The 26,271-nt window shown below is 70.5% G+C and carries 26 protein-coding genes; 14 read left to right on the top strand and 12 right to left on the bottom strand.

The window, feature by feature from the left end:
• Nucleotides 1-22 precede the first annotated feature (22 nt).
• Complete coding sequence (locus tag BM362_RS45410; RefSeq protein WP_093577344.1) at nt 23-1,264, bottom strand: recombinase family protein; 1,242 nt, start codon at nt 1,262-1,264, stop codon at nt 23-25.
• A 38-nt stretch (nt 1,265-1,302) separates the two neighbouring features.
• Here BM362_RS45410 and BM362_RS45405 point away from each other — a divergent pair, with 38 nt between their 5' ends.
• Both BM362_RS45405 and BM362_RS45400 read left to right on the top strand, forming a co-directional pair.
• Entirely contained in the window at nt 1,303-1,491 is a 189-nt protein-coding gene (locus tag BM362_RS45405) for a VOC family protein (RefSeq protein WP_167545682.1), read from the top strand.
• Nucleotides 1,492-1,512: 21 nt separating this feature from the next.
• Nucleotides 1,513-1,968 carry a MarR family winged helix-turn-helix transcriptional regulator gene (locus BM362_RS45400; RefSeq protein ID WP_232792009.1) on the top strand — a complete coding sequence of 152 codons (456 nt, stop codon included), beginning with the start codon at nt 1,513-1,515 and terminating at the stop codon, nt 1,966-1,968.
• Here the strand turns inward: BM362_RS45400 and BM362_RS45395 are convergent, their stop codons facing one another.
• A complete protein-coding gene (locus tag BM362_RS45395; RefSeq protein ID WP_093577343.1) occupies nt 1,969-2,538 on the bottom strand; it encodes a hypothetical protein in 570 nt (189 codons plus the stop codon).
• Nucleotides 2,539-2,667: 129 nt separating this feature from the next.
• Here BM362_RS45395 and lexA point away from each other — a divergent pair, with 129 nt between their 5' ends.
• Nucleotides 2,668-3,321: a transcriptional repressor LexA gene (lexA, locus tag BM362_RS45390; protein ID WP_067593861.1), complete on the top strand. Its 654-nt coding sequence runs from the start codon at nt 2,668-2,670 to the stop codon at nt 3,319-3,321.
• Nucleotides 3,322-3,375: 54 nt separating this feature from the next.
• Here the strand turns inward: lexA and BM362_RS45385 are convergent, their stop codons facing one another.
• Both BM362_RS45385 and BM362_RS45380 read right to left on the bottom strand, forming a co-directional pair.
• Nucleotides 3,376-4,635 (bottom strand): Bcr/CflA family multidrug efflux MFS transporter, encoded by a 1,260-nt coding sequence (locus BM362_RS45385; protein ID WP_208865537.1) that lies wholly within the window; start codon nt 4,633-4,635, stop codon nt 3,376-3,378.
• A gap of 105 nt (nt 4,636-4,740) precedes the next feature.
• Nucleotides 4,741-7,878 carry a GH92 family glycosyl hydrolase gene (locus tag BM362_RS45380; RefSeq protein WP_244287496.1) on the bottom strand — a complete coding sequence of 1,046 codons (3,138 nt, stop codon included), beginning with the start codon at nt 7,876-7,878 and terminating at the stop codon, nt 4,741-4,743.
• Nucleotides 7,879-8,052: 174 nt separating this feature from the next.
• Between BM362_RS45380 and BM362_RS45375 the strand changes: the two genes are divergently transcribed.
• The 4 genes from BM362_RS45375 to BM362_RS45360 all read left to right on the top strand — a co-directional run bounded on the left by BM362_RS45375 (nt 8,053) and on the right by BM362_RS45360 (nt 11,338).
• On the top strand, nt 8,053-8,361 hold the full coding sequence (locus tag BM362_RS45375) for a cupin domain-containing protein (RefSeq protein WP_093577341.1): 309 nt from the start codon (nt 8,053-8,055) through the stop codon (nt 8,359-8,361).
• A 79-nt stretch (nt 8,362-8,440) separates the two neighbouring features.
• Complete coding sequence (locus tag BM362_RS45370) at nt 8,441-9,268, top strand: peptidoglycan-binding protein (protein ID WP_067593867.1); 828 nt, start codon at nt 8,441-8,443, stop codon at nt 9,266-9,268.
• A 57-nt stretch (nt 9,269-9,325) separates the two neighbouring features.
• Nucleotides 9,326-10,144: an LLM class flavin-dependent oxidoreductase gene (locus BM362_RS45365; protein ID WP_067593870.1), complete on the top strand. Its 819-nt coding sequence runs from the start codon at nt 9,326-9,328 to the stop codon at nt 10,142-10,144.
• Between the two features lie 171 nt (nt 10,145-10,315).
• A complete protein-coding gene (locus tag BM362_RS45360) occupies nt 10,316-11,338 on the top strand; it encodes an NADPH:quinone reductase (protein ID WP_093577340.1) in 1,023 nt (340 codons plus the stop codon).
• On the opposite strand, the gene BM362_RS45355 is transcribed toward BM362_RS45360, so the two are convergent.
• Nucleotides 11,331-12,185 (bottom strand): SDR family NAD(P)-dependent oxidoreductase, encoded by an 855-nt coding sequence (locus tag BM362_RS45355; RefSeq protein ID WP_093577339.1) that lies wholly within the window; start codon nt 12,183-12,185, stop codon nt 11,331-11,333. The genes BM362_RS45360 and BM362_RS45355 overlap by 8 nt on opposite strands.
• Nucleotides 12,186-12,252: 67 nt before the next feature.
• Between BM362_RS45355 and BM362_RS45350 the strand changes: the two genes are divergently transcribed.
• Nucleotides 12,253-12,831 carry a TetR/AcrR family transcriptional regulator gene (locus tag BM362_RS45350; RefSeq protein WP_093577338.1) on the top strand — a complete coding sequence of 193 codons (579 nt, stop codon included), beginning with the start codon at nt 12,253-12,255 and terminating at the stop codon, nt 12,829-12,831.
• 28 nt (nt 12,832-12,859) lie between these two features.
• Here the strand turns inward: BM362_RS45350 and BM362_RS45345 are convergent, their stop codons facing one another.
• Nucleotides 12,860-13,426: a TetR/AcrR family transcriptional regulator gene (locus tag BM362_RS45345; RefSeq protein WP_093577337.1), complete on the bottom strand. Its 567-nt coding sequence runs from the start codon at nt 13,424-13,426 to the stop codon at nt 12,860-12,862.
• Between the two features lie 85 nt (nt 13,427-13,511).
• Between BM362_RS45345 and BM362_RS45340 the strand changes: the two genes are divergently transcribed.
• Together BM362_RS45340 and BM362_RS45335 are read left to right on the top strand one after the other, a co-directional pair.
• Entirely contained in the window at nt 13,512-14,429 is a 918-nt protein-coding gene (locus BM362_RS45340) for an NADP-dependent oxidoreductase (RefSeq protein WP_067593885.1), read from the top strand.
• A gap of 357 nt (nt 14,430-14,786) precedes the next feature.
• Nucleotides 14,787-15,215 carry a DoxX family protein gene (locus BM362_RS45335; protein ID WP_067593888.1) on the top strand — a complete coding sequence of 143 codons (429 nt, stop codon included), beginning with the start codon at nt 14,787-14,789 and terminating at the stop codon, nt 15,213-15,215.
• On the opposite strand, the gene BM362_RS45330 is transcribed toward BM362_RS45335, so the two are convergent.
• A complete protein-coding gene (locus BM362_RS45330; RefSeq protein WP_093577336.1) occupies nt 15,216-16,253 on the bottom strand; it encodes a LacI family DNA-binding transcriptional regulator in 1,038 nt (345 codons plus the stop codon).
• Between the two features lie 118 nt (nt 16,254-16,371).
• Here BM362_RS45330 and BM362_RS45325 point away from each other — a divergent pair, with 118 nt between their 5' ends.
• Genes BM362_RS45325 through BM362_RS45310 form a run of 4 tightly spaced genes read left to right on the top strand, consistent with a single transcriptional unit; the run spans nt 16,372 to nt 21,373 of the window.
• Nucleotides 16,372-17,808, top strand: coding sequence for a purine-cytosine permease family protein (locus BM362_RS45325; protein WP_067593894.1), 1,437 nt, complete (start codon nt 16,372-16,374; stop codon nt 17,806-17,808).
• 20 nt (nt 17,809-17,828) lie between these two features.
• Nucleotides 17,829-18,893, top strand: coding sequence for a C45 family autoproteolytic acyltransferase/hydrolase (locus tag BM362_RS45320; protein ID WP_244287495.1), 1,065 nt, complete (start codon nt 17,829-17,831; stop codon nt 18,891-18,893).
• Entirely contained in the window at nt 18,890-20,482 is a 1,593-nt protein-coding gene (locus BM362_RS45315) for an amidohydrolase (RefSeq protein WP_093577335.1), read from the top strand. Before BM362_RS45320 ends, BM362_RS45315 begins: the two co-directional genes overlap by 4 nt.
• A 33-nt stretch (nt 20,483-20,515) precedes the next feature.
• The gene (locus tag BM362_RS45310) at nt 20,516-21,373 is read left to right on the top strand and encodes an LLM class flavin-dependent oxidoreductase (RefSeq protein WP_067593993.1); all 858 of its coding nucleotides are present in this window, start codon (nt 20,516-20,518) and stop codon (nt 21,371-21,373) included.
• A 239-nt stretch (nt 21,374-21,612) separates the two neighbouring features.
• On the opposite strand, the gene BM362_RS45305 is transcribed toward BM362_RS45310, so the two are convergent.
• The 5 genes from BM362_RS45305 to BM362_RS45285 form a co-directional block, all read right to left on the bottom strand.
• A complete protein-coding gene (locus BM362_RS45305; RefSeq protein WP_067593902.1) occupies nt 21,613-22,071 on the bottom strand; it encodes a MarR family winged helix-turn-helix transcriptional regulator in 459 nt (152 codons plus the stop codon).
• Nucleotides 22,068-23,426, bottom strand: a complete 1,359-nt coding sequence (locus BM362_RS45300; protein ID WP_067593905.1) for an MFS transporter — start codon at nt 23,424-23,426, stop codon at nt 22,068-22,070. Before BM362_RS45300 ends, BM362_RS45305 begins: the two co-directional genes overlap by 4 nt.
• A gap of 141 nt (nt 23,427-23,567) precedes the next feature.
• Nucleotides 23,568-24,116 carry a hypothetical protein gene (locus tag BM362_RS45295; protein ID WP_093577334.1) on the bottom strand — a complete coding sequence of 183 codons (549 nt, stop codon included), beginning with the start codon at nt 24,114-24,116 and terminating at the stop codon, nt 23,568-23,570.
• 66 nt (nt 24,117-24,182) lie between these two features.
• Nucleotides 24,183-25,496 (bottom strand): M14 family zinc carboxypeptidase, encoded by a 1,314-nt coding sequence (locus BM362_RS45290; protein WP_067593910.1) that lies wholly within the window; start codon nt 25,494-25,496, stop codon nt 24,183-24,185.
• A gap of 109 nt (nt 25,497-25,605) precedes the next feature.
• Nucleotides 25,606-26,262, bottom strand: coding sequence for a VldE C-terminal domain-containing protein (locus tag BM362_RS45285; RefSeq protein ID WP_093577333.1), 657 nt, complete (start codon nt 26,260-26,262; stop codon nt 25,606-25,608).
• Between the last annotated feature and the right edge of the window lie 9 nt (nt 26,263-26,271).

The following is a 26,271-nucleotide window of genomic DNA, read 5'->3' as shown; positions in this document are numbered from 1 at the left end:
GAGGACGAGTTGGTCGCACTTCTCATCCTGCCGCTGAAAGACCCGTCCCTCGTCTCAGACCCTGGCCAGCGTCACCAACGTCATGACCCGCAACATCTAGGCCGTCCAGTTCTTTGGTGATGGCATCGCGGCGCGGACCATGCTCGTCCGCCGCGATCGACTGCAAGAACTCGGGCTTGTCCAATTCTGCCCACAAGCTGTCGAGCACAAATTTTTCGGTTTCATCCAGCAAGATGCCAACACATCCCTTGCCCCCGACGTTGGGATGGCAAGTCAGATACGGAACCCGCCGTTTCTTAATTTGCTTGGGCGACCCGGTCAGGCGCGCCCCGCACACCCCGCACACCACCAGACCGCCCGTCAACAGGTACTTGCGGCCAGTCGCATTACCCTTGTGCCTCTCAGTGACCGGATATGTTCCCTTGCCATCCGCACGCTTGACCCGGCGGGGCTGAGACAGCTTAAGCTTGCACGCTTGCCAGGTAGCCTCATCCAAAATCGGCTCCCAATTTCCTCGACCCACAATCGAATTCCGGTAAACCCGGTGGCCCGCCACCGTGGGAAGAGTGACCCAGTTCCGCACTGCGCCAGGGCGAATCGTCCCGCCGTAAGCACCGCGCAAACCCTGCTTGCTCAACTCTGCGGCAATGTTCGCCAACGACCAGCCGGAGAGCACCCACTCAGCGGCCTGGCGAATCGCCGCCGCCTGCTCCGGAACCTGCACATACGTCTTAGAGCCGTCCTTTCTCTTCGCATGTTTGTAGCCGAACGGGCGGACGCCCGGCGGTTCGCCAAGCGCTGCCTTTTCCGCCAGCATGTCATTGACCCGGCTTTTGATCCGCCGCACCTCGGCGGCGCCAAGCACGGCTTTGATGCCAGCGACTTCATCGCGGATGCGAACGATGCCGTCCCGGTCTGTGTGCAGTTCCGTGATTCCTGCCGCGTCCAGCAAGGCCGCCAACTCAAACCATTGAATCTCGCGGCGCTCGATGCGGTACTGCTCCACCGCCCACAGGTGCGCAACCTCTCCCCGTTCGATCGCTTCGCGCAACCGCTCGTACTGGGGACGGACAACATCGTCGGCGGCCGCAGACAGGTCATTATCCGCGAACACCACGACCGGCACGCCCGGCCAGCGTTTTGCGGCGTACGCGCGGCCCCAGCGTTCCTGCGCCTGCACACCCTCCCTGCGACCCGCCCGGTCCACAGAAATCCGGCAGTACAGTGCAACGTACGTGGTCGAAGGTGCATCCTTGCTGGTCATAGCCCCATCGTCACCCGGTTACTTCTTGATGACAACTTATCGAGGGGAAGACCGGCAAGAACCGGCTGCACCTGGACATCGCGCCGGACACCGTGCACCAGCGCGACGAGGCGGCCCGTCTCGTCACCCTCGGCGCGAGAGTCGTGGAAGATCCGGAAAACGACCACTGGATCGTGCTGAAAGACCCCGAAGACAACGAATTCTGCGTGCTTCCCCGGCGGTCCTGACCCCGCGCTACGATCTCCGCCGTGCCCGACCCCCGGATGCCCGCGCACCCCGACCTCGGCATGCTCGCCGGGCGGTTGCTGTTCGCGGTGCAGCGGGAGCTGTTCACCGCGCTGGCCGCCGAGGGTTTCGGCGATCTGAGCCCCCGGCACGGCGCGGTGCTCGCCTACCTCGGCCCGGACGGCGCCCGCGCGACCGAGCTGTCCCGGCTGTCCGGACGGCGCAAGCAGGTCATCGGCACGATGGTCGACGAACTCGCGGCGCTCGGCTACGTCGAACGCCGCCCCGACCCGGCCGACCGGCGCGCGAAACTCGTCTGCCCGACCGAACGCGGGCAGGCGATGATCGCGGCCTCGACCCGCGTTCTCGCCGGGATCGAGGACCGGCACGCCCAGCGGCTCGGCCGGGGCGAGTACGCGGAGTTCAAGCGGCTGCTCGCGGAGGTCACCGACGAGCAGCGGCACTTCGCGGGGCAGTGATCACCGGCCCGGCCAGCCCTGCCGCGGCGGGCCGGAGGCGGGCCATCGCCCCGGCATCGGCTGCTGCGGACAAGGCTGTTGCGGCGGGTACGGCTGCGGCATTCCCGCAGCGCCGTACTGCTGCGGATACTGCTGCCCCGGGTACTGCGGCATCCCCGGAACCGGTGTCCCGTAAGGCATCCCGTATCCCATGGGCGGAGGCGTCTTCGCCGACACCGCGGGCAGCCACAGCACCACCGCCAGTACCGTCATCACCGCGAACGCGACGCTCTCCCACCAGGTATGGGAAAGGATCACCCCGACGAGCGCGCACAGGAGCTGCACCGGAGCGCCCCACAGCAGAATCCGGCCGGCCGATTGCCGCCGCGCGAAAATCATCGCGACGCCGACGAGCACCACGATCGCCAGCACCAGGGAGGCCGCAGACAGGCAATCGGAGACGCTGACGTTGCTCCTGCCGCCCACGATGTAGCCGGCCAACCGGACGCCTCTGTATGCCGCGTAGATCTCCAGCAGCGCGAGCAACACCGCCACCGCGATGCCGATCCCCGGCACCTTCGGCTGAGTCATTCCCGTCCCCCTTCGTCACCCTCCGGAGGGAAGACTCTACCAAGCGCATCCACAGTCCACAGTGGAACAACCGCCGGAACAACGCCCCCGCCCCCGGCGACCGGCCCGGACGCCCTCTACGATCGGCCGGTGACCGCCTACGACGACGTCTTCGACCATCTCGACGCTTCGGCCCTGCCCGAGCGGCAGCAGCACATCCTCGCCACCATCCGGGACTGGGTGGGCAGCCACGGGTACTCGCCGAGCACGCGCGAGATCGGCGAAGCGGTCGGGCTGCGGTCGACGTCCTCGGTGTCGAAGCATCTCGCCGCGCTGGAGGACAAGGGTTTCCTGCGCCGCAGCTCCACCATGTCCCGGCCGATCGACGTGCGCGCCTTCCTCGGCGACCTCCCCTCGCGCGAAAGCGGCGACTCCGTGCCGGTGCCGGTGGTCGGCGACATCGCGGCGGGCACGCCGATCTCCGCGCAGGAGCACGTGGACGACGTCCTGCAGCTGCCGCGCGGGCTCACCGGCCGCGGCACCGTTTTCGGGCTGCGCGTGCGCGGCGATTCGATGGTCGACGCGGCGATCTGCGACGGCGACATCGTCGTGGTCAAGCAGCAGCCCGAGGCGCATTCGGGCCAGATCGTCGCCGCGATGATCGACGAGGAGGCGACGGTGAAGGTCTACCGCCGCCGCAACGGGCACGTCTACCTTGAGCCCCGCAACCCGGCCTACGACGTGCTCGACGGCGACCGGGCCACCGTGCTCGGCGTGGTCGTCTCGGTGCTCCGCAGCATGTGAGCCGTCGTGAGTGGCGGTCCCGGTTCTCACCGGGACCGCCACTCACGACTCGCCCTACTCGACCGCCACCGGCACCCGGGTGTCTGCCAGCACCTCCGGCTCGGCCTCCCGGCCCTGCCACGGCCGTGCGACCAGCCACAGCACCAGCCCGGACACCACCAGTCCGCCGAACATCACCGTGGCCATCGCGACCGCGTTGTTGCCCAGCAGGCCGACCACCGGCGAGACCGCCGCGCCGACGCCGAACTGCACCGCGCCCAGCAGCGACGCCGCCGTTCCCGCGTTGTCCCCGTGCGCGTCGAGCGCGACCGCGGGCGCGTTCGGCAGGATCAGCCCGGCGAAGAACAGCACCACCCACACCGGTACCGCGACGCCGAACATGCCGCCGAAGCCGGTCAGCGCGGTCACCAGCAGCACCGCCGCCGAGGCCCCCGCCGCGACGCTCGCGAAAAGCAGCACCTGGTGCGGTTCGAACCGGTTCATCAGCCGGGCGTTGACCTGCGTCGCGGCGATCAGCCACACCGCGCTCGCCCCGAACATCAGGCCGAACTGCTGCTGGTCGAGCCCGTACTGCTGCTGGAACACGAACGACCCGCCGCTGACGAACGCGAACAGCCCGGCCATCGCGAACCCGGCCACCAGCACCAGCCCGACGAACGAGCGGTCGGCGAACAGGGTCCGGTAGGACCGCACGGTCGCCCGGACCTTGAACGGCTGCCGCCGCGCGGGCGGCAGGGTCTCCGGCAGCGCCAGTGCCGCCGCGACGCCGCTCGCCAGCCCGATCGCGGCGAGCGCCACGAACACCCCGCGCCAGTGCGTCCACGCCAGCAGCGCGCTGCCGAGCGTCGGAGCCAGCACCGGGGACACGCCCATCACCAGGATGAGCTTGGACAGCAGTTTCGCCGCTGCGCGGTCGGTGTAGAGGTCGCGCACGACGGCGAGCGCCAGCACCGCGCCCGCCGCGGCGCCCAGCCCCTGCAGCACGCGCGCCGCGCTCAGCAGCTCGACTGTCGGAGCCACCAGGCACAGCAGCGACGCGAGCACGTGGATCGCGCTTCCCACTACGAGCGGGATGCGCCGCCCCATCGCGTCCGAGAGCGGGCCGGCGATCAGCTGGCCCAGTCCGAGCCCCAGCACCGTTCCGGTGAGGGTCAGCTGGATCGTCGACTCCGTCGTCGACAGTTCGCGGGTGATGTCCGGCAGAGCCGGCAGGTACATGTCGATGGACAGCGGCCCCAGTGCCACCAGAACGCCCAGCACGAGCACCAGCTTCAGCTGGCTCCCGGCATTCGGCGCTTCGCGTGTTTCGTTCACGCCACTCCCCTTCGTCGTGAGCACGCCAGTCACTTACGACGAAGAGGGCCGGGAAATTCCGGAACCCGCGAACAGATCACACCCTGGGAATCCCGCTTGACAAGCTCACCCGAGACCGAGGGCGAATACGTGGAGGTCCGGATCGACCGGGAGCGTCACTGTCGCGATCTTCTTTCCGGCCGGGATTTCCAGCGGCGAGGTCGCGTAAACCGAGGCGCCGCTTCCCTGGCCGCCGGGCTGATTCCGGTACGCGGCGCGGGCCACGAGCGTATTGCCGAACACTGGTTCGGTTTTTCCTCCCGGCAACACCCAGTCACCGAACGAAAGATCGGCGGTCGCCGTCGTGCCGTCGGTGAACGCCACGGCCGCGGTTGCGCGATGGTCCCCGTTCGTCGCCGAACCGACGAAAAGCAGGCGGCCCGCCGGAGTTCCACCGAGATCGAGCTTCTGCCCGGACGGCACCGCGTTGTCCGGGCGGCCGGACGGCGCGGCGGGCCAGACGAACGTCGTGCCCGCTGCGTGTCCGGTCGAACCCGGAGCGAGACCGGCGTCCGCCAGCGCTTTCCGCGAATAGCTGTTCCCGGCGCCGTCGAAATTCGCCGAACCGCCGTCGCCGTCGTCGGAAATTCCGGCATTGCCGAACGCGCCGGCCAGGCTTCCCTTCGGCGCGACGACCACAATTGCCGAGGAAGAAACCGAATGTCCGGCTCCGCGCAAGGTCACCGGCACTTCGTAGTAACCCGCGGGAGTGCCCGCCGCCGCGGTCACGGTCAGTTCCGTTTTCCCGCCGCCGGTTCGGCTGTCGAGCCGCACCGAACGCGGTCCGGACACGGTGATCCCGGCCGGTGCCGAGGTCGAGACGGTCAGCGAACGCGGGTGCCCGCCGAGCCGCTGGCCGTTCACCGCGACGGTGCCGGAGCCGCCCGGTTCGACGGTCACCTGGTTGGCCGCCGAGCCGACGAACGGTTCCTCGCCGTCCCGGTAGGAGGGTGGCTGTGTGGTCGCCGCCCAGTTCCGGTCCGGCTGCGCGGACAGCGCGAAGTCGAGCCGCCCGCCGTCCCGCGCCAGGCTCTGCGGCAACGACGTCCGATCCCACCGGTGCCCGTTCAGGGCCAGGCCGTGGACGTACTGCGTGGTCGTCGAAGCTCCCGGCGCGCGGATGTCCAGCGTGCGACCGCCGGGCAGGGTCAGCACTGCGCGCTCGAACAGCGGGCTGTGCACGGTGAGATCAGGCGTGCCGGGAGTCGGCGGATAGAGCCCCAGCGCGGCCCAGACGTACCAGGACGATTGCGCGCCGAGGTCGTCGTTGCCGGGCTCGCCGTCCGGCGTCGCGCTGAACAGCGTGGTCGCGATCCGGCGCACCACCTCCTGGGTCTTCCACGGCTGGCCGACGTGGTTGTACAGCCAGGGGACGCCGAAGTCGGGCTCGTTGCCCGCCCACATGTACGGCTCGTTCGGGCCGACGTTGAGCTTCTGGAAGAAGGTGTCGAGCCGCGCGGACACCGCGGCCGGACCGCCCATCGCGGTCACCAGCCCGGCCGTGTCCTGCGGCACGAGCCAGGTGTACTGCGCGGCGTTGCCCTCGTCGAAACCGTCCTGGCCGAAGGTGCCGGGCGCGGGCGGCTGGTAGGCCGGGCCGTCCGGGAACCGGCCGTCCTGGCCGCGCGGCTGGAGGTAGCCGGTCGCCGGGTTGAACAGGTGCTGCCAGTTCTGGCCGCGTTTCGCGAAGTCGCGGGCGACGCCGCGCTCGCCGATCGCGCCGGCGAACTGCGCGATGGCGAAGTCGTCGATCGCCCATTCCAGCGTGATCGAGGCGCCGACGCGCGCGTGGTCGCCGCGGGAGGCGTCGTTGTTGGGCAGGTAGCCGCGGGCGAGGTAGTCCGCGATCCCCCGGCGTTCCTGGTACGCGCCCGGCGTTTCGTCCACCGACGTCGCGCCCTTGACCAGGTACTTCAGCGCGGTCTTGACGTCGAAGTCGCGAGCGCCGAAGGCGTAGAGGCTCGACAGCAGCGCGACCGAGCTGTCGCCGGTCATCTGCCCGGTGTAGCCGTTGGCCATCGGCCAGCGCGGCCACCAGCCGCCCTGGACCGCGTCGTTGGTCAGCGACTGCGCCATGTCGCTGGCTTCCTTCGGGAACAGCATGCCGTGCAGGGGCGCGAGCGAGCGGTAGGTGTCCCAGTCGGAGAAGTTGGCGTATTGCGAGCGCCCGGGCGGGAGCGTGCGGATCCGGTTGTCGAAGCCGAGGTAGCGGCCGTCGGCGTCGTTGAACGTGTTGGGGTGCATCAGGCCGTGGTAGAGCGCGGTGTAGAACGTTTTGAGCTGCGCGGAGTCCTTGCCCGCCACGCGGATCCGGCCGAGTGCGTCGCGCCAGGCGTCCTTCGTGTGCTCGCGCATCGCGGCGAAGTCCCAGCCGGGCGCCATGTTCTTCTTCGCGCCCTGAACGTCCACATAGGACATCGAGACCTTGGCGTGGACCACGCCGGCGTCGCCGAACGTCAGGTACGCCCCGGCTTTCGGCGCGTCGGCCTGGTCGCTGCCCGGCTGGACGGTCTTGCCGTCCCAGGTGCCGTGCGCGGTGAACGGGCGATCGAAGGCGATGTCGTAGTAGACGGTGTACTTGTTCGGCTTTCCGCAGAAATGGCCGGTCGTCGCCTGGCCGCTGACCTCGCGGTCGCCGGTGATCCGCAGCCCCGCCGCCGAGTTGCCCGCCAGGCTCGCGCCGCCCTTCACCAGCACCTGCGCGTTCTGCCCCGCCGGGAAGGCGAAGGCCGCCATCCCCGTGCGGGTAGTCGCCGTCAGCTCGGTACGCACGCCGGAATCGGGAAACGTGACGGCGTAATAGCCCGGTTCGGCCTGCTCGCCGTCGTGGGTGAAGCGCTCGACGCGGTCCCACGGGTTCGCTCCGACGTCGCCGGTGACCGGCAGGATCGGGACGTCGCCGAACGCGTTGCAGCCGACCGACGCGTGGTCGAGGCTGAAGCCGCGGATCTTGTCGCTGTGGTACTGGTAGCCGGCGTAGGACCCGTCGGTGTCCGGCGAGAACTGCATCATCCCGAACGGTGCGGCGGGGCCGGGAAAGTTGTTGATCTCGCCGACCGAACTGCCGCCGCGTCCCGTGCCGACGAGCGGATCGACGTACGCCGCCGGGTCGCTTACGAGCGGCGTCTGCGGCGCGGCCGCCGCAACGGTTCCCGCTCCGACGACCGCTGCCGTCGCCAACGCTGCCACGACTGAGTACCGCACGGCACCTCCCAGACCTCGTGTTGTCCGACCTTTCCGGCTCGCGGGCGGCGAGGTCAACCGGATGACAGAGATCTGGCCGGTTTCGACCGGACAGACATCCGACCGGAGGCACGCCTCATACCCGCCGCGCTTCCCGTGCTCGCCGCGCGCGTCCGGCGGCTAGCCTCGACGGGCATGACAGAACCCGCCACCCGGAACGTCGAGGGCTACGAGGTCGGCTCCGGCGTCTCCGTCATCCGCGAATACGCCACCGAACCCGGCACCGGACCGCGGCTGCACCGGCACCCCTACCGCGAAACCTTCGTCATCCAGCGCGGGCGCGCGTTGTTCACCATCGACGACGAGCAGCGCGAAGGCGTGGCCGGGGAGGTGCTCGTCGCTCCGGCGGACACGCCGCACAAATTCGTTTCCCTCGGTCCCGGACCGTACGAGGCGGTGCACATCCACGAGAACGACCGGTTCGTCACCGAGTGGCTGGAGTGAGGCCAAGCCGCATTTGTACGTCCCGTGTATCCCGCTCGGCGATGCTCGGCCCGGACCGACCAGGACCGGGAGGACACGGATGCTCAGGAAACTCGCAGTGCTCACCGCCGGAGCCGCGGCGGCGGCCACGGTCGCCGTCGCCGTTCCGGGCGTAGCCGCGGCGCTGCCGGCGGCGAACATGGAGGCCGTGCTGCTCGCGGCCCAGATCGACCCGCAGCGCGCCGACAGCACGCAGACGCCGGGTGCGCACGACAGCGTCCTGCTGGTCGAGAAGGCGCTGCAGGCCAAGGGGCTGCTGGAGGCCAAATACGTCGACGGCTACTTCGGCACGACCACGATCGACGCCTACTCGAAGTACCAGAAGTCCCTTGGCTACACCGGAATCGACGCGTCCGGCCTGCCCGGCAAGACGTCGCTGGAGAAGCTCGGCTCCGGCACGTACACGGTGTCGAACGTCGTGTCCGCGGGCAGCCACGTGACCTATCACGGCGTCACGCTGAACACGCGCACCAAGGCCATGCTCCAGGCGGCGGAGAAGCTGTTCGGCAAGGACGTCGGCCTCACCCAGGGTTCGTACAACCCGGGCGGCGTCGGCGCGTCGGCCGGAACGCACGACGGCGGCGGGGCTTTCGACGTTTCGGTGGCGAACATGTCCTCGGGGACCCGCGTCGAATTCGCCAAGGACCTCCGGAAGGTCGGGTTCGCGGCCTGGGTGCGCACGCCCTCCCAGGGCGACTGGGGCTACCACATCCACGCGATCGCGGTGAACGATCCGGATCTGTCCTCGGGCGCGCAGCACCAGGTCGGCGGGTACTACCTCGGGCAGAACGGCCTCGCCGACCACGGCAAGGACGACGGCCCCGCGGTCAACCCGAAGCTGACCTGGGAGCAGTACCAGCGCGGCTGACCCGCCCGGCTGCCGCAGTTGCTGGCGCGAGTGCGGCAGCCGTGGTTTTCTGGTGCCATGGCGGGAAACACATTTCGGTTCGGGGTCGTCGCGGCGGCGCAGGAGGGCGGCGCGAAATGGCGCGAAACGGCCCGCCGCGCGGAGGAGCTCGGATATTCGACCCTGCTGTCGCCGGACAATCTCCATCTCCCGACCCCGACCGCCTCGCTGGCGGTCGCGGCGGCGGTGACCACCGAACTGCGGGTCGGGACGTTCGTCTTCGCCAGCCCGCTGCGCACGCCGCGCGCGGCCGCGTGGGAGGCGCACAGCCTCAGCGTGCTCACCGACCGCCGGTTCGAGATGGGGATCGGCACCGGGATCCCGCCGATGCGCGAAGCCGCCGCCGAACTGGGCCTGCCCTATGGCACCGGCCCGGAGCGGCTGGCCCAGGTGTCGGACACGATCTCGCACCTGCGCCGTCTCGACGGCGACGCGCACACGCCGGTGATGGTCGCCGCGGGCGGGCCGAAAGCCCGGCGGCTGGCCGGTGAACGGGCGGACATCGTCACCCTCGCCGGCAGCGTCCTCGCGACGCGTGCCGAGGCCGCGGAGCACGCCGCCGAGATCCGCTCGGCGGCGGGCGGCAGGCAGGTCGAGCTGGCGATGAACATTTTCGTCGTCGGGGAAGAGATCCCGCCGTGGATCCGCGGTTTCATCGGGCACGACATCGAAACCCTCGTCGAGCACGACTCGCTCACCCTGCTGCGCGGCGGACCGGCCGCGATGGCCGAGGAGCTGCAGCGGCGGCGCGAGGAACTCGGGGTCTCGTACTACAGCGTGAACGGGGCTTTCCTCGAAGACTTCGCCCCCGTGATCGCACGGCTCGCCGGATGTTGACCCGGCCGCCACGACCCGCCTGCCACAACACCATCGCAAAGAACCCAGAGCGCCGTGCTGCCAGCGTGAACGGCACCTTCCTCGAACACTTCACCCCGGTCATCGCACGACTCGCCGGACGCTGACCCGCCCGGCGGGAATAGCCGCGCCCGCCGGTGAATTGCATCGAGGGTGAAAGCTGTGACCTACCGCCAGTTCGGCGGCCCGGAAGTGCTGACCTTGTCCGAACTCGCCGTGCCGGAGCCAGGGCCGGGCGAGGTGCGCGTGCGGATCGTCGTGTCCGCGGTCAACCCGACCGACTGGAAAGCGCGCTCCGGCTCCCGTTTCGGCGCCGAGGCCGAATTGTCCGTGCCCAACCAGGACGGGGCCGGCGTCGTGGACGCGGTCGGCGCCGGGGTGGACGGATTCTCCGCGGGCGACCGGGTGTGGCTGCTGCTGGCCGCCGCGCACACGCCGACGTCCGGGACCGCGCAGGAGTACACCGTGCTTCCGGCGGACCGGCTCGTCCCGCTCCCCGACGAGTCCGGTTTCGACGAGGGCGCCGCTTTCGCGATCCCGGCGCTCACCGCGCACCGCGCGCTCACCGTCGCCGAGGACGGGCCGCGACGGCTCGCCCCGAAGGCGTTGGCCGGCAAGACGATTCTGGTCAGCGGCGGCGCGGGCGCGGTCGGCAACGCCGCGATCCAGCTGGCGCGCTGGGCCGGAGCGACCGTGATCGCCACGGTCAGCACCGAGGACAAAGCCGCACTCGCGCGCGCCGCCGGTGCGCAGCATGTCGTGCGGTACACCGAAGGAGACGTCGCCGCGGCGATCCGGGAAATCGCGCCGGAGGGGGTCGACGTGATCGTGGAGGTCGCCGCCGGCGTGAACGCTCCCCTGCACGCCGCGGTTCTCCGTCCGCGCGGGGTGGTCGCGGCCTACGGCGACGACCGCGGCACCGGAACCGTGACTGTCGACTTCGGACAGAACGTCTTCCTCAACAGCCGCTACCAGTTCCTGGTGCTCTACAGCGTCGGATGGGACCGCCTGCACGCCGGTGCGGAAGACCTGAACGCCGCCCTGCGCGACGGCGGACTGCGACTCGGCCCCGAGCACGGACTGCCTGTGCACCGGTTCCCGCTGGCGGAAACGGCTCGCGCGCACGAGGCGTCCGAGAAGGGCGTCACCGGAAAGATCCTGATCGACGTCAGCTGAACACCGGCTCGACCCCGGTCAGCTCCACGCTCGCCGCCCACACCCGGGCGGCGGCTTCGGCGTCCGCGTACGGCCCGCGCACCGGCTCCGGCCGGGGCTTTCCCTTGAGGCCGAACACGCGCGGACCCCAGATCTGACCACTGTGGACATCCGGACCGACCGCCGCCCGCACCGCTGGCCGCGCGCCGCCGTCCTTGCCCTGCAAGGCAATGCGCGCGAGGTTCAGCTTCGTGCCCCGCACGTGCAACGGCGGCCGGTCCGGAGTCAGGCGGTCCAGCGCCCCGCCAGGATGCGCGACGACACTGAGCCTGCTGCTCCCGGCGGCCCGCAGCCGCCGATCCAGCTCCAGCGCGAAGAGCGTCTGCGCGAGCTTCGATCGTTCGTAGGCGGTTTTCGGCTGATAATCCCGCTTGCTCTCCAGATCGGCGAAATCGAGCTTCGCCGATTTCGCCGCGAAGCTGCCCATGGTCACGATCCTCGCCCCTGGCCGCAACCGGTCCTGAAGCGCCGCGGTCAGCGCGAAATGCCCGAGATGGTTGACCCCGAACGACATCTCGTGCCCGTCCCGGGTCTCCCGCCGCTGCGGCCCTTCGAGACGCACTCCCGCGTTCAGCACGACCGCGTCGAGTCCCCCGACCTCGATCCCGTTGACCGACGCCAGGTCGGCAAGGTCCAGCCGCGCCCACGACGCGCGCGCCCCCGGCACCCGCTCGCGGAGGACCCGCAGCGCGACCTCCGCCTTCGCCGCGTCCCGGCTGCCGAGCACCACCTCCACCCCCGCCTCGGCCAGCTGTTCCGCGACGAAGTAGCCGATCCCGGCATTGCCCCCGGTCACCAGCACTGTCATGGCATCCTCCTAAAACTGAAGTGATTCCAACTTTAAACCTGCTTCAGCTTTGGGGTAGCCTCGGGTCGTGGTCAACACCGGACGACGCGAACGCCGCAAACGCGAAACCCGCCGCAGGCTGGACGAGGTCGCACTGCGGCTGTTCCTGAAGCACGGCTACGACCGGGTGACCGTCGCGCAGATCGCCGAAGAGGCCGACATCTCCGTCGCGACCCTCTTCGCCCACGTCCCGGACGGCAAGGACGCGCTGATCTTCGACGACGGGTCGGAACGCCGGGCCGGAATCGTCGCCGCGGTCCGAGATCGCGCCCCAGACGAACCGGTTCTCGCGGCCTTGCACAAATTCTTCGCTGCCCGCGGCCCGTACTCGACGGACATCCCGCCGGAACACGCCCCGAAACGGGACCTGATCGTGCAGACGCCCGCCTTGCGCGAGTACGCGCGCCGCCTGTGGCATTCCTGCGAACCCGGCCTGACGACCGCGCTGGCCGAGGAAAGCGGCTCACCCCGCGACGACCCGGCCGTGCGGGCTTTGGCGCGGTTCGTGCTGGAGATCCCGGATCTCACCGGCACCGCACCGGATCCCGCCGCCGCTTTGGCGTCGGTATTCGCGCTGCTCGAATCCGGATGGCCGCCGCGGTCGTGACCCGCGGCATCCGCCGCCGCAAGCATCCTCAGCAGGCAGCACTGACCTCGCGCACTTCGGCGAGCACTTGCCGCACCAGCGAAGCGAAATCCTCGCCGTTCGTCGCGATCCACTCGTCGTGCGCGATCTCCCAGGCGAGCGCACCCAGTTTCGCGGCCACCCGCGCGGTCCGGCCGGGGACGCCGCGGTGTTCGAGCGCCTCGGTCATCGCATCGACGAGACCGATCCGTTTGCGCGCTTCGCGTTCCCGCAATTCCGGATTGGCGTCCAGCACGGCCTGCCGCCGGGCGCTGAACTCGCGCCGGTCATCGGCGAAAACCTCGCGGCCGAGCACGTCCAGGGCGTGCGCCACCGCCTCAAGCGGCCCGGCCGCGGCCGGTGCCGCCGCGATCGCCCCGGCGAGCAGGCCGGTCATCGCGCTTTCGCCGAAGAGCACCTCGCGCTTGTCCGGGAAGTGCCGGAAGAACGTGCTCTTGGTAAGGCCCGCGCGCTCGGCGATCCCGATCACGGTCGTGTTCTCGTAGCCGCGTTCCTCGAACAGGTCGAGGGCCGCGGCGGCGAGCCGCCCTGGTGCGTCCGGTTGCCAGCGAGCCATGGGACAAGTCTACGGGACTTGGTCTCGTCGCTCGGGTACGGTTGATGAGACCAAGTCCCATCACTGACCCGAGGAGAAGCGACCGATGAGCAAAGCTGTCCGTTACCGGCGATTCGGCGGCCCGGAAGCACTCGGCCTGGAGGAGGTGCCCGAGCCGCACGCCGGACCGGACGAGGTCCGCGTCCGGGTCACCGCCGCCGGGCTGAATCCGATGGACTGGCAGATCGCCGCCCGGCCGGAAACGGCGGCGCGGTTCGGCATCACGCTGCCCGCCGGATTCGGCAGCGATTTCGCCGGAGCGGTGGACGAAACAGGAGCCGAAGCCTCCGGATTCACTGTGGGCGACCGGGTGTACGGGGGCGCGATCGGCCGGTCCGTCGCCGATTTCGTACTGGTCAAAACTCCCGCCTCGACGCTGTGGCGCACACCGGAGGGCATCAGCGACGAGGTGGCGAGCACGCTCCCGGTGGCCGGTCTGACGGCCTCCGCCGCGCTCGCCGCGATCGGGCTCCGCTCCGGGGACACTGTCCTGATCGGCGGAGCAGCGGGCGGCGTGGGCATCTTCGCCGTGCAACTGGCGAAGCTGGCCGGCGCCCGAGTGCTCGGCACCTCCTCCGAGCGCACATTCGGCTTCCTGCGCGAACTCGGCGCCGAACCCGTGGCGTACGGCCCCGGCCTCGCGGATCGGGTGCGCGCCTTGGCGCCAGAAGGGATCACCGCGGCGACCGACCTGTTCGGCAGGGAGACAGCCGAGACCGCGCTCGGACTCGGCGTGGCTCCCGAGCGGATCTCCACCGTCGCCGACGGCCCCGCCTTGCCGGGCGTGCGTGCGACAGGTGCGTTCGACGCGGATTCCGGTGCCCTCGAACGGATCACCGGCGCGATCCGCATCGGGGAGCTCACTGTGCCGATCGCCGCGGCCTTTCCGGTCGAGCAGATCCGCGAAGCGGTGACGATGCAGGCCGGACGCCACGTGCACGGCAAGATCGTGGTCGCGCTGTGAACCGTTGACACAGCGCCGGAAACCAAGTCCGGACTTGGTTTCCGGAACGCCGTGCGCCGCGGAACTCGCCGCAGCCGCGGCCGGGCCGCCCGGCGCCGTTCTCGACGGCAGACGCCGGAAACCCCGTTCCCCCCAACGGCCCTGCCGCTTCCCCGAACCGGACGCCGCTGCGTTCACCGGCCGTTACCACACGCCGCGGACCGGGCGGAACCTGACTTTCGCAGGTATCGCGGAGACTCCGGTCACCGGTATACCTTGACACCGGTCCAGGAAAGGTCTGGACCACTCTGCGGACCGGTACTGGTGTCCGAACGGACGTCTCCGCCGTCCGCCCGAGTCGTCCTATGTGGAGGCATCATGCACCGGCTGGACGCGGCACAGGATTACGCGCTCGGTTTGTTCCGCATCGTCGTCGGGTTCCTTTTCGCCTGCCACGGCGTGAAATCGCTGTTCGGAGTGCTCGGCGCGCACGGCACGGCGCAGGCGGGCGCCTGGCCGGGCTGGTGGGCCGCGCTGATCCAGCTCGTCGCGGGCGGGCTCGTCCTGCTCGGCGCCGCGACCCGCGTCGCGGCGCTGATCGGATCGGGGTCGATGGCGTACGCCTACTTCTCCGTCCATCTGCCGCAAGGACTCTTCCCCATCGAGAACGGCGGCGAAGCGGCCGCGATGTTCTGCTGGGCGCTGCTGCTGCTCGCGTTCACCGGCCCCGGCCGGCTCGCGCTCAGCGGGGCGCTTTCGGCTCTGCGGCCGCGTGACTCGCGCGTCGGCGCGGTCCCGCACGCCTAGCTAACCCACTGCCTGTCCCCGGGTCGACCCGCGCACTATCAGTTCGTACTCCGCCGGCCCGGGAACAGGCGGCTCGATCCCTTCGACCCGGTCGACGAGCACCGCCACGGCCGTGCGGGCCAGGCGCACCGGCCGCAGATCGACCGCGGTGATCGGCGGAACGCCCGACCGGGTGTGCTCGGAATCGGAATCCGCGCCGCAGGCGATGCGCACGTCGCCGGGCACCGCCAAGCCCCGCGCCCGCGCGGCGGCCAGCACCCCGGCCGCGTGCCGCCCGGTCTGGCAGTACACCGCGTCCGGCGGCGAATCCAGCGCGAACAGCTCCTCTCCCGCCGCGCGGCCGCCCGCCTCCCCCGCGACCTCCGCGCGGCGCACCGCCAGCGGCTGCTGCCCGCGAACGCCAACCCAGTCCAGGTAAGCCCTTTCGGCGTCCAGGTTCCATTCGTTGCGATCGGTGCCCAGCACCGCCGCGACCCGCGTGCCGCCCGCCGCGGCCAGGTGGTCGAGCACCTCGGCGACGATCCGCCCGGTGCCGAGGTCGAGGTAGTCCGGCGACGCGGGCCGCGCCGGATCCCGCCCGACGCCGAGGAACGGCACGCATTCGCGGTCCAGCATGGTGATCAGCGGATCGTTCTCGACCGGTTCGGTGATCAGGAATCCGTCGCAGGCGAGCCCGACCGCGGGCGCGTCGGCCCGGGTCGGATCCGGCACCAGCATCAGGCCGTACCCGCGTTCCACCGCGGCCAGCGCGGCCGATCCGGCGAACCGCAGGAAGTAGTCGACGCCCTCCAGGAACGCGGTGTCCGACGGGTCGAGCGGCCGCACCACGAGCCCGAGCACCCCGAGCCTGCTCGACCGCAACCCGCGCGCGACCGTGTCCGGCCGGTAGCCCAGTTCGCGCGCCGCCTCCCGCACCCGCTCCGCGGTCTCGGCCGCGACCGTCCCGTTCCCGCTGAAGGCGTGCGACACCGTCGTCGGCGAAACCCCGGCGCGGCGGGCGACGTCCTTGATGGTCGCTCGCGTTCTTTTCCCGGCCATGGCGCAGCAGCCTAACCTCGGCCAAATCGTTTTGGAACCCGCCGTGGGACGAGCATTGCCCAAATCGATTTGGGTCCTTACCGTGGCCCGAGTCGATTCCCCGGCCCGGAGGTTCGCCATGACCGCTCCCGCCACGCCGCCCGTGTCGCCCGGCGCATCCGCCCCGCCCCCGCCCAGGTCCGGGCGCGGCCCCCGGGTGGAAGCCCACGGCATCGACGTCATCGGCGACGACGAACGGCACGGCCGGGCCCGGGACCTGTTCGGGGTGTGGGCCGCGCCCAACGTCAGCTACCTCAGCCTGGTCGTCGGCGGCGCGCTGGTGCTCAGCGGATTGAGCCTGCCGCAGGCGCTCGCGGTGATCGTCGCCGGCAACCTGTGCTGGGTGCTGGTCGGCCTCGTCTCGGTCAGCGGCCCGGCGGCGGGCGCGCCGAGCGAGGTCATCATGCGGGCGATGTTCGGCGTCCGCGGCAACCGCTTCGTGATCGGCCTGAACGGCTGGCTCGTTTCGGTCTGCTACGTGGCCTTGAGCTGGTCCGCGGCCTCAGTGACGGCCTTCAGCCTGTGCGCGCGGCTCGGCATCGAGCTGAACACCCTGGGCAAGGTCGTCGTGATCGTCGCGGTCGCCGCCGCGACGCTGGTGATCAGCGTCTACGGCCACTCCGTGATCGTCCGCCTCTACCTGCCGCTGGCCATCGTGACGACCGCGGTTTTCCTGGTGCTGGGCGGATTCCTGATCCGGCACACCGCATGGAGCTACCAGCCCCCGGCTCCGCTGCACGGAGTCGCGCTGTGGGCGGCGCTGGCCGGCGGCGTAGCGCTGGTCGCGTCGGCTTCCTTGTCCTACAACAACAGCGCGGACTTCGCGCGGTATCTGCCGCGCGACACCAAACCGTTCGCCGTCGCCGCATGGACCGCCGCCGGAGCCTTCCTGCCGAGCATCGTGTTCACCGCGCTCGGCGCGTTCGCGGCGACCACTTTGGACATGAGCGACCCGCAAGCCGCGCTGGAATCCGTGCTGCCGCCGTGGTTCACCCCGATCTTCCTGATCGCGGTGATCCTCGGCGCGATCGCCAACAACGCGATGACCGTGTACAGCTCCGGCCTCGCGCTGCAGGCGATCGGCGTCCGCCTGCGCCGCTCTCGCAGCGTTCTGCTGGACGGCACGGCCGGCGTGCTGCTCACCCTGTACGCCTTGCTCGTGTCCGATTTTCTCAAAGCAGTCAACGACATGATGCAGCTGATGGTCGTCGTGCTCGGCCCGATGATGGCGATCTACGTGACCGACCTCCTGCTGCGGCGCAACCGCTACGACGGGCACGCACTCGCCGACGAACGCCGCGGCGGCCCGTTCTGGTACGTCGGCGGCGTGCACTGGCCCGGAATCGCCGCCCTCGTCCTCGGCGCGGCAGCTTCGGCCTCCTTCCTCGCGCTTCCCGGGATGTACACCGGGTTCCTCGCGAGCGCGGCAGGCGGAATTGACTTCTCGCTGCCAGCGGGAATGCTGATCTCCGCCGGCGTGTACCTGCTCGCCGGCCGCCCCCGCGCCACCGCCTGACCCCGACCGCGAGGAACGCGATGCACCTGCTCGTCAACGACCCGGAACCGTACACCCGCGGAGTTTCTCGCGGCGCCCAGCTGCGCGAGGGGCCTGACCGATGCGCTGGAGCTGTACCTGCGCTGGTTCGACACTCTCGGCCGCACCGAACAGCAGATCCGAGCCGACGCACTCCGGCTGCTGGACAACGTCGCCGCGTGGCGGAACCGCTACGCCGACGAGATCGCGGGCATCGCCGCAGGCGCCGGGATCGACAGTGGCAGGCGGCCGCGCTCAACGGACGCACCGAGATCATCGCGGCCGCACCGAGCACTCAACCGGAATGCTCCACTCTCGTGCACGTTCCCGAGTCCGGCGCCCCTTACGGCGTTCAAACCTGGGACTGGCACATCGAGCTCGCGGAGTGCTGGCACACGCAGGAAGTCCGCGGCACGCGGTACGCCTTCGCCGGAATCACCGAACACGGCATCCTCGGCAAGATCGGCGTCAACAGCGCCGGTCTCGGCCTGTTCTTCACCATCCTGGGCCACCAGGACGACTCCGCCGCGGGCATCCCGGTCCACGTGCTGGCCGCGGCCGTCCTCGGCGAAGCAGGCAGCATCGCCGAGGCGCTCGACCTGCTGCGAACAGCCCCGATCCGCACGTCCGGCGCCTTCACGCTGCTCGACCCCGGCACGGCAGTCTGCGCCGAGCTGAGCCCGGCCGGAGTAACCGCCCTCGACCCCGAAGCAGGTTTCCTGGTGCACACCAATCACTTTCTCGACCCCGTCGCCGCCGCCCGCGAGAAGCGCGGGCTCTTCGAACCGGATTCCCAGCTGAGGCACGCACTGCTGACCACCCGGCTCCAGGATTGCCCGGCGCCCGCGCACGCCGTCGGCCTCGTCCCCTTCCTCCGCTCCGAACCCGGCGAACCGAAGCTGTGCTGCGTTCCGGACGCGGACGCTTCGTTCGGCGACAGATGGGCCACGCTGGCCACCGTGGTGCTCGAACCAGCTGCCCGAACCGTGCGGATCCACGCAGGCAGCCCGAACACGGCGGCCGATTGGCGCACGTTCGCCGCGGCGGAGACGGTGGTGGCCCGATGACGCCAGTGCACTACCGCGGCGGCCGGATCTTCACCGCGAGCCCGTCCGGTTGGGCGGAATCCATGGTCGTCCGCGGCGAGACCATCGAATACGCAGGCAGCACCGCGGCGGCCGACCGGATCGAAGCACGGGTGGTCGACCTCGACGGGGCCTTCGTGCTCCCCGGTTTCGTCGACGCGCACACCCATCTGGTCATGATGGGCGAAGCGCTGGAGCAAGTGGACCTCTTCTCCGCCACCTCTCCCGAAGACATCCAGCACCGGCTCGCCCGCGCCGCAGCGGACGACCCGGCCGCGCCCCGGATCCTCGGCCGCGGCTGGCTTTTCGACGCGCTCGGCGAGCAAGCGCCGCACCGGAAGCTGATCGACGCGGCGGTCCCGGACCGTCCGGTCTACCTCGCCGCCAACGACGTCCACTCCGCGTGGGTCAACAGCGCCGCGCTGCGCGAACTGGGCATCGACCGCGACACCCCCGACCCGCTCGACGGCCGCATCGGGCGCGACGCGTCCGGCGAACCGGACGGGATGCTCTACGAAACCGCCGCGCTGCAACTGATGCGGCATTTCCTCGACGACCAGACCAGCGACGCCGACCGCGACCGCGCACTGACCTCGGCGTTCACGCACTACCTCGCGGACGGCGTCACGACCGCTGTCGACATGGCGCTCACCGAAGCCGACCTCGCCGCACTGGAACGGGCGCTCGAAGGCGGACGGCTTCCGCTGCGGGTCGCCGGGCACTGGTTGATCGAGCGCACCGGGAACACCGAGGACGACCTCCGTCAGGTCGAGCGGGCGGCGGAACTGAGCGCGCGTCTCTCCGGGCCCTGGCTGCGGGTGGCCGGGATCAAGGTGATGGTCGACGGAGTCATCGACACGTGTACTGCGGCGATGAAGAAGCCCTTCGCGGACGGGAGCCACCCCGGGCCGTTGTGGCCTTGGGAAGCCCTCGCCCCGGTGGTCGCGGCGGCAGACGCGGCAGGCTTGCAGGTCGCGATGCACGCCATCGGCGACGAGGCGTCGGACATCGCGCTGTCGGCGTTGGAGCACGCGATCGAGGCCAACGGCCCGCGCGACCGGCGGCATCGCCTCGAACACCTGGAGACCGTGGCCCCGGAAAACGTCAAGCGACTGGCGGAACTCGGTGCTGTCGCGTCGATGCAGCCGGTGCACGCGGACCCGGCGATCCAGGACAACTGGCGCGCGATGCTAGGCGACGACCGCGTGCGGCGCGGCTACCCGTGGCCGGAACTGACTGCTGCTGGCGCCGTCCTCGCGTTCGGCTCCGACGCCCCGACCGCGCCTCATCCGCCACTGCCGAACATGTACATCGCGACGACCCGCCGTTCCGCGCTGAACCCCGGCCTGGAACCCAACCTGCCGGAATACGCCCTGCCCCTGGCCGAAGCCCTCGCGCACGGCACCCGCGACGCCGCGTACGCGTGCCGATGGGACGGCCTGACCGGACAGCTCGCGCCGGGCCTGGCTGCGGATTTCGTTGTGCTGGACGTAGATCCGTTCACCGAAGCGCCGGACGCGCTGCTGCGGGCCCGGGTGCGGCAGACCTTCGTGGCGGGCAAATCCGATTGACGGCTTCGCCGGGGGTGGGGCAGGGTGGTGATCATGCGGTTTTCGATCTGCATCCCGAACTTCGGCGATTTCGCCGACCCGCGCGCGGTGGCCGAGGTCGCCTCGGCGGCGGAAGAGGCGGGCTGGGACGGCCTGTTCGTCTGGGACCACGTGGTACTGGACAAACGCCCCGGCCGCCCCTTCGGCGATCCGTGGATCCTGCTCGCCGCAGCTGCCCTGGCCACCAGCCGGATCCGGCTGGGCCCCATGGTCACGCCCGTCGCACGGCGCCGCCCGCAGCAGCTCGCCCGTCAAGTGTCCACTTTGGACCTGCTGTCCGGCGGCCGGGTGGTGTTCGGCGTCGGGCTGGGCGCTCCGCTGGAGGCGGAGTACGCCGACTTCGGCGAATCCGCCGACCCGAAGGTGATCGCCGAGAAGCTGGACGAGGGCCTCGACCTGATCACCCGCTTCTGGACCGGCGAACCGGTGACGTTCTCCGGCAAGCACTTCACCGCCCGCGACAGCACGCTGCTGCCGAGGCCGGTGCAGCGCCCGCGCCCGCCGGTCTGGGTGGCGGGCCGGTGGCCCCACCGGCGCCCGATGCGCCGCGCGGCCCGCTGGGACGGGGTGGTGCCGATCTTCGAATCCGCCGGTCCCACGGGGTTGCCGGACATCGCCGAGGTCCGGGACCTGATCGCCTATATCCGGAGCGAGCGGGAGACCGACGCGCCGTTCGACGTGGTGTTCGGCGGGACGAGCCCGGAGGACCCGGCCAAGGCGCGCGGCCTCGTCGAACCGTTCGCCGAGGCAGGGGTCACGTGGTGGGAGGAAAGCCTGCCGTTCGGGAGCGCGGAGGAGGACAAGCTGGAGCCCGTGCTGCGCCGGGCGGCGGCCGGACCGCCCGCGCTGTAGGCCGGTGAACCGGCTCGGCAGCGCGCACGGCGAGCGCGGCCGGACGCCGCCCGGGATCCGGCGCCGCGGTGCCGGACCATCGCTCAACGGCGGAACCCGGGCCTGGCGGAACCCCGCCGATCCAGCGCGATCGACCGCCACCGACTCGCCCGACGCCCGCCCCAGCGGAAACCCGCCGATCCACAACAATCAACCGCCACCGACACCCCCGACACCCGCCCCAGCGGAAACCCGCCGGTTCAGTGCGACTGTCCCGACTCCGCCAACGCGTCGATCGCCCCCACCAGCTCGTTCAACGCGGGCACGGCGGCCGCGATCAGATGGCGCCACGCCGGATGCACCCCGTCCAGCGCCGCGGCCAGGATCGCGGCGTTGTGCCCCTGCCACCGCTCCACCGCGGCGCGCCCGGTGTCAGTGAGTTCCAGCGCCACCGTGCGCCGGTCGTCCCCGCCGCTGGTGCGGGTGACGAGGTCCCGCGAACGCAGCCCCGTCACCATCGTCGTCACCGAATTCGGCGCGAGCTTCAGCAATTGCGCGATCCGGCTCGGCCGCGCACCGGGGTTCTCGAACAGGCAAGACAGCAATTCCAGCTGCGCGACCGACAGCGTGTTTTCCGGATCGGCAGTGCGCGCGGCCCGCCGCATGGCTCGCCGGAGCCGGGCGACGACGTCGGCGAGGGCGGGTTCGGGCGCGGTCACCGGGCCCGCTCCGGGCGTGCCGCCAGCCCGGTCGCCGCGGCCAGGACGCCCGCCCCGGCCAGCACCGCGAGCGCGGCCGTTTCCCCGCCGGTGTGCAGGCACAGTGTCACCAGCGCCACGCCGAGCGCCGTACCCAGTCCGCGCGCCATGTTCACCAGTCCTCCTCCGGTGGCCGACATCCGCGCCGGGATCGCGCTCATGACAGCCGAGTTGTTGGCCGGAATGAACACTCCCAGACCCAGCCCGGCCGCGACCAGCGACACGCCCACCTCCCAAGGAGCGGACGCCGGCCCCAGCGCCGCGCACCCGGCCGCCGCGACGAGCGCGCCCAGCACGGTGCGTCCGCGGGAACCGAGCCGCGCCGGCAGCACCCGGTCGGCCAGCACCGCCGCCACCGCGAACCCGGCGGGAAGACACGTCAGCACCGCACCGGTTCCGCCCGCCGTCCCGAGCACCTGCGGCAGCAACGTCAACGGCCCGAACAGCACCAGGTATCCGCAGAGCGCCCCGGCCAGCCCCAGCGAAACCACCGGCGGCCGCAGCACCGACAGCTGCAGGATCGGGCTGCTCGCCGCCTTTTCGCGCAGCACGAACCCGATCGCCGCGCAGACCGTCGCCCCGGCCAGCGCGATGAGCAGCCACCCCGGCAGCTCCAGGCCGGACACCCCGGAAATCACCAGCAGCAACGCCGTCGACGCGGTCGCCAGCAGCCCGACCCCGGCCCCGTCGAACCGGCCCAGCGGAGTGCGCTCGCGAGTACGCGGCAGCAGGTAGCGCCCGGCGATCAGCCCGGCCAGCCCGACCGGCGCGTTGACGAGGAAAACCCACCGCCAGCCGACCGTGTCGACCAGCAGCCCGCCCACCGCGGGCCCGAGCGCGAGCCCCAGCGCCTGCGCCGCCGCCTGCACCCCGAGCGCGGCGCGCGCCCGGTCCTCGCGCACGCTGCGCACCACCAGCGCGACGCTGTTGGCCTGCAGCATCGCCGCCCCGATCGCCTGCACGACCCGGAACGCGACCAGCCAGCCAAGCGTCGGCGCGAGCCCGCACGCGACCGACGCGAGAGTGAAGACGCCGAACCCCTGCACGTAAGTGAGCTTCCGCCCGACCGCGTCGGCCACCCGCCCGACCGCGGCCAGCAAGCCCACCAGCGCGAGCAGATACGCCAGCGACACCCACTGGACGGCGGCCAGCGGAGCCCCGTATTCGTGCTGCAGCGCGGGGAAGGCGAGCGTGACGATGCTGGCGTCGAGCTGCCCCATGAACGCCCCGAAACACACCGCGCCGACCGCGAACCACCCGGCGTTCGGATGGTCCCGCACCACCGCCGGCCGAGGCCGCTCCAGGCCGATCGTCACTGCCGCCTCCCGCTTGATTAGTTCTGCTACAGAACTACACTACGGGATGTACGTACATATGACAGCCCCGGGATGGTGACATTTACCTGATCGGTGGGGTGAGGTAGATCGAGCGACGAGGTAACTGAAGGTGACGACACCTCACATGATCAGGTGTTCCTGGTAGTCCTCGTCGCTGAAGGCTTCCGCGATGCGCAGCAGCCGGTCCAGGAAGTCCGGGATGTCCTTCGCGATCCCGCCGGGGCCGATGGCGTCGATCGAACCCTCGTAGACCTGGTCCACCACGCCGCCGACGGGAAGCCGGAAGACGGTCCCGCTGCGGTACCCGACCGCGAACGTGCGTCCGCCGCCGTCCGAGGCGAAGACGGCAAGCCGCTCGGTGGTGACCTCGGGTGCCCAGGCGGGAATGTCGGAACGATGCAGGCTGTCCAGCACCCAGTCGAGGGAGTGGATGAAGTAAGCGTTGTGCAGGTGCTCGAAGCTGGCTTCCCTGATGGACGCGTACAGCTCAAGCAGCGACGGCGGCAGCGGCGGATCGGCCTCCCGGGCTTTCCGCAGCGCGACCGGATCGGCCTCGTCCGTCACCGTGTCCGGCTCAAGCTGGCCAAAACGGGCGAAGATGGCCTGAATACGGGGCAGATAGCCGTCGATCGCCCGGCGCATGTCGTCGCGCCACCGCAGGTAGTCCACTCCGGACACGCTACGGCGCACCCAGGCGTCCCCTGCCTGGGTGCACCGCGCTCGCTCAACCGCGCCTCACTGCCGATACGGAGCCGCCGCCGACTGCGCCGCCGTGATCAACGCGCCCTTGTTCTTCGGCCAGAACGTGCTGTCCACGCACGAATACCGCGGCAGGAACCCGCCGCAGCTGCCGCTCTGCCCGCCGACCTCGAACGTGTAGCTGGCGACTCCCAGCGCACCGTAGGTGAAATCGTCCGTCGTGCCGCTGGTCGAGTAGCCCACGGTTTCCGCGTTGGTCCCGACCAAATACCCGTTCGAGTCGCTGAACTTCGCACCGAGCTTGCGCAAGGCGGCGTCGTTCGGCGCGGGGTCCGAGGTGAAGCCCCACGGGACGATGATGTCGTTCCCGTAGCTGTGCAACGTGATCATCGTGCCGCGCGCGGTGTCGGGAGCCGGGTCGTTGTCGCCGCTGCCGCGCTGCTGCGGGTAGATCGCGCGGAAGAGCTTCTCCAGCGCCTGCACCTCGGGTTCCGATCCGGCACTCACGCCTTGGTAGGTCTCCGCGCACGGCGAGTTCGAGTCCGCGCCCCAGCGGAAGGTCGAGTTGCGGTTCAGGTCGATGCCGATGTTCGTCCCCCCGCAATTGCCCCGGCTGGTGTTCGCGTTCTTGCGCTGCAGTTTCGGCGAATTCCCGCCGGAAGCGACGATGTCGACGCCGTCCGGGTTCGAGATCGGCACCACCCACACCTCGGTGGTGTCCAAAATGGACGTCGCGGTGGCGTCGCCGCCGTACCCGTCGGCGAGGTAGTCGATCCAGCGCCAGGCGAGTTCGCCGGTGGAAATCTCCCTGGCGTGGATCTGCGCCATCAGCGCGAATTTCGGCTTCGGGGACTTCGTGGACAGCGTGCAGTCGCCGTCCTGTTTCCTGGTCAGGCAGATCGCCTTGATGTCGTGGCCGCCCTTGCCCTGGGTCTTCCGCCACGACTGGCCGATCGTGTACTCGGTCGCCAGATCCGGATGCGCCGCCGCGACTTTCGCCAGGTGCGCTTCCTGTGCCGCGACAGTGCGGTAGCCGCCGTAGAAGGTGTCGCCCGCGGCGCGTTGCGGCACTCCTTTGTAGACGGTGTCGAAGAATTCCGGTGCGTAGCCGCGGTTCCGCAATTGCCCGGCGACCGACTGGTCCCCGATGACATAGGCCACGCCCTGGCTGGTCCCCGCGACGTCGAACCCGGCGCGAGCCAAGGAAGCCGCCTCGGCGGGCGTAGCGGGCACGCGCCACGAAACCGGATCGTCCGGCACCGCGGCGGCCGCGGCGGTCGTGGTGCCGCCGAGTGCGACCAGCACTCCGACGGCGCTGAGGGTGAGCCGGATCGAGAACCTGCCCGCCATCGGAGCTCCTCACGCAGCGAAGGAAGGCCACCACGTGCGGACGGTGACCACTCGGCAGCGCACAGTGTGCTCTTCGGGACGAATCCGGCCCACCTTCGAAAGTCGGGTGTCAGCAGGTGAGCGAAACCTTCGCGCCGCGCTCGAACGAAACATGGACGTGGTCGTAGTGGTTCGCGGTCTCGCCGCCGCGGTCCTCCATCGCCGACCAGCCGCTGCCGTCGTTGTAGCGCTGCTGCCAGATCACGTACTTCGCGCCGAGCTCGTCCTGATGCGCGAGAACATAAGCGGCCAAAGCGTTTCCGGTCTTCGGATCGACCATGAAGTCCAGCGCGAGACCGGCCGGATGGTCGCTCGCGCCCGACCGTCCGGCCCGGCCGCCGACCGTGTCCACCGAAAACTTCTCCTTGAGGAAATTGCCCGCCCGGGCCACCGCGGGCCGCGTTCCGGCCAAAGTGGACGAACACGCTTTCGCCGCCGGAGTTTCCGAAGCACGAGGGGTCGTTTCGCTGGTCGGCGAAGAAGACGAGGACGTCGCCGGGGCAGCGCTGGAGGACCTCGCCGGCGGCGTCGAGGCAGTGGAGGGAACGCTGCTCGACGGCCGCGGCGCGCTGAACGCGTGCATCTCCGCGGCCGCGGCCGGGAACTGCTCCGGTTCGGCCGAACTGGCGGCCAGCCACACCGGCACCGCCAGGGCGCCCGCGGCCAGCGCGCCCGCCGCGGCCGGCAGCCGCCACGACTTCGATCCGTCCCGATGTCTACCGGACACCTCGCACCA

Origin of the sequence: Amycolatopsis rubida, from assembly GCF_900115345.1 — a bacterium.
GTDB classification, from domain to species: Bacteria; Actinomycetota; Actinomycetes; order Mycobacteriales; family Pseudonocardiaceae; genus Amycolatopsis; species Amycolatopsis rubida.
Note: the sequence above shows the minus strand (reverse complement) of the source record. Positions and strands in the feature narration are given on the sequence as shown.